The organism is Saccharomonospora saliphila YIM 90502, from assembly GCF_000383795.1.
GTDB lineage: Bacteria > Actinomycetota > Actinomycetes > Mycobacteriales > Pseudonocardiaceae > Saccharomonospora > Saccharomonospora saliphila.
Map to the genome: position 1 here is coordinate 19,478 of NZ_KB912681.1, position 2,266 is coordinate 21,743.

General features: G+C 75.6%; 3 protein-coding genes. All 3 read left to right on the forward strand.

Annotated features, from left to right (window positions below; genetic code table 11):
* Positions 1 to 1,529, forward strand: a 1,529-nt coding sequence (locus SACSA_RS22905) for a DNA polymerase Y family protein (protein ID WP_019816454.1), incomplete at its 5' end; no start/stop codon positions are given.
* Positions 1,529 to 1,702 carry a hypothetical protein gene (locus SACSA_RS25275; protein WP_019816455.1) on the forward strand — a complete coding sequence of 58 codons (174 nt, stop codon included), beginning with the start codon at positions 1,529 to 1,531 and terminating at the stop codon, positions 1,700 to 1,702. The genes SACSA_RS22905 and SACSA_RS25275, both read left to right, overlap by 1 nt.
* A gap of 4 nt (positions 1,703 to 1,706) precedes the next feature.
* On the forward strand, positions 1,707 to 2,266 hold a 560-nt coding region (locus tag SACSA_RS22910; protein ID WP_157596879.1), incomplete at its 3' end, for a PHP domain-containing protein.

Sequence of the window (2,266 nt, forward strand, 5' to 3'; positions counted from 1 at the left end):
TGCACAGCCCGGCGGCCGTGTTCGCGGCCAACCGGGTGGTGGCGTGCTCGCCCCCGGCCGCCTCGGCCGGAGTGTGCCGGGGGATGCGGCGCAGGCAGGCCCAGGCCCACTGCCCCGAACTGGTGGTGCTCGCCGACGACCCGGACCGCGACGCGCGGCTCTTCGAGCCCGTGGCGGCGGCGGTGGAAGAGCTGGTCGTCGGAGTGGAGATCGTACGTCCGGGCCTGGTGGCCGTGCCGGTCTCCGGGGCGTCCGGCTACTTCGGCGGGGAACTCCCTCTGGTCGAGCGGCTCCTCGACCACGTCGCCTCGCACGCCGGAGTGGAGTGCCAGATCGGGATCGCCGACGGCCTGTACGCCGCCACCCTGGCCGCTCACCGGTCGAGGGTGGTGGACCCGGGTGCCGCCCCCGCGTTCCTCGCGCCGCTGACCATCGCCGAGCTGGACCAGCCGGACGCGGACCGGGCGGAGCTGATCGACCTGCTGCGGCGGCTCGGGCTTTCCACCCTGGGCGCCTTCGCGGCGCTGCCCGAGCGGGACGTGACCGCCCGGTTCGGCAGCGCGGGCCTGCTCGCGCACCGGCTCGCCCGCGGCCGGGACGAACGGCCCCCGTACCGGAGGACACCCCCGCCGGAGCTGTCGGTCACCGAGTCGTTCGAGCCCGCCCTGGACCGGATCGACGTCGCGGCGTTCCTCGCGCGGACGCTGGCACGACGGTTCCACTCCGGGCTGGCCGACCGGGGGCTGGCGTGCACGCGGCTCGGCATCCACGCCACCACCGAGCACGGTGAGGAGCTGGCCCGGGTGTGGCGCTGCGCCGAACCGCTCACCCCGGACGGGGTCTCCGACCGTGTGCGGTGGCAGTTCGAGGGGTGGCTCCGCGCCGGGGACGGTGCCCGTCCCACGGCGGGGATCACGCGGCTGCGGTTGGTGCCCGAGGAGGTCGTCGAAGGTCGTTCCCTCCAGCTCGGCCTGTGGCCGGGCGCGGATTCCGGCACCGAGCACACCCCGGAGTCCGACCGGGCGGGCCGGGCGCTGGTGCACGTGCAGGGACTGCTGGGGCCGGACGGGGTGTACACGGCGGTGCCCGCCGGTGGCCGGGGGCCTGCCGAGCGCGTGCGCCTGGTGCCGTGGGGTGAGCGGCGCACTCCACCCGACGAGCACGACGCCCCCTGGCCGGGACGGCTTCCGGCGCCGTCCCCGGCCACCGTGTACGAGCAGCCGCTCCCGGCCACCGTCACCGGCGCGGACGGGATCGAGGTGGGCATCACCGATCGCAATGACCTCACCCAGGTTCCGTGCCGGGTCACGGTGTCCTCGGGCCCACCCCGGCGGGTGCTCGACTGGGCGGGCCCGTGGGTGGTGCAGGCCCGGTGGTGGGCACCGGACGGCGCGGGGACCCACGCCCGCGTGCAGGTCGTGCTCGACGAGGACGAGGCAACCGGCGAGGACGAACCCGCGGGTGCGCTGTTGCTCACCTGGGCGCGGCGTCCGAGCCCGCACTGGACGGTCGAAGGGAGCTACGACTAGTGAACGACGAGGACCGCCTCGACAGCGACGTGGTGCGCCGCGCCGACCTGCCGTACCGGGCCGACCTGCCGTACCGGGTCGAGTGGGTGCCGCCGAGCACCGCGGAGGAGCCGGTCGCCGGACTTGAGGCGCTCATCCCGGTGCCGCGCCGGTCGCCGGAGAACCCGGGGTAGCGCCGTGGGCTGGCACAATCCCCGGGTTCCGTGGCAGGAGCTCGAACGGGCCCTTGCCGGGCGGGTGGAGCCCACCGACCGGATCGTCGACGGGATCGACGCTCCCGCGAGCAAGAGGCGCAGCGGGTATGTGCGCCCGGTCGAGCTGGCCACTTCCCGGGGCACCGACGACGGCGGGGCGGCGTGCCGCGTGCCCTACGCCGAGCTGCACTGTCACTCCAACTTCAGCTTCCTCGACGGGGCCAGCCACCCGGAGGAACTCGTGGAGGAGGCGGCTCGGCTGGAGCTCGACGCGGTCGCCCTGACCGACCACGACGGCATGTACGGGGTCGCGCGGTTCGCCGAGGCCGCCCGGGACGTGGGCGTGCGCACGGTGTTCGGCACCGAGCTGAGCCTGGGCCTGTCCGCGCCGCAGAACGGGGTCGCCGACCCCGAGGGCGAGCACCTGCTGATGCTGGCCAAGGGCCAGGACGGGTACGCGGCGCTGTGCCGGGCCGTCACGGCGGGACAGCTGGCGGGGCACGAGCACGCGGACGGCCCGGACACGGCGGGCCCGGGTGCGGG